The organism is Bacillus sp. SIMBA_008, from assembly GCF_046535495.1.
GTDB classification, from domain to species: domain Bacteria; phylum Bacillota; class Bacilli; order Bacillales; family Bacillaceae; genus Bacillus; species Bacillus subtilis.
Genome location: NZ_JAWRWL010000564.1, coordinates 1 through 267 on the forward strand (window position 1 = coordinate 1; position 267 = coordinate 267).

Consider the following 267-nt stretch of genomic DNA (forward strand, 5'->3'; position numbering starts at 1 on the left):
CAAAAGTAAGTATGGGAGGAAAAAGCATGGAACAAACAGCCGCGAAGGACGCCTCGACGAAGTTTGTCGTCATCGGTCTTTTGCTGGGCATTTTAATGTCGGCTATGGATAATACAATCGTTGCCACTGCGATGGGAAATATCGTGGCGGACCTCGGAAGTTTCGATAAGTTCGCGTGGGTGACGGCATCATACATGGTAGCCGTTATGGCCGGTATGCCGATTTACGGAAAACTGTCCGATATGTACGGACGCAAACGTTTCTTTT

Annotated in this window: 1 protein-coding gene; it reads left to right on the forward strand. The window is 48.3% G+C overall.

All coding sequences use genetic code 11. From position 1 onward, the window contains the following. Positions 1-26 precede the first annotated feature (26 nt). A partial coding sequence (locus SB658_RS24455) for an MFS transporter (protein ID WP_410602968.1) occupies positions 27-267 on the forward strand: 241 nt, incomplete at its 3' end.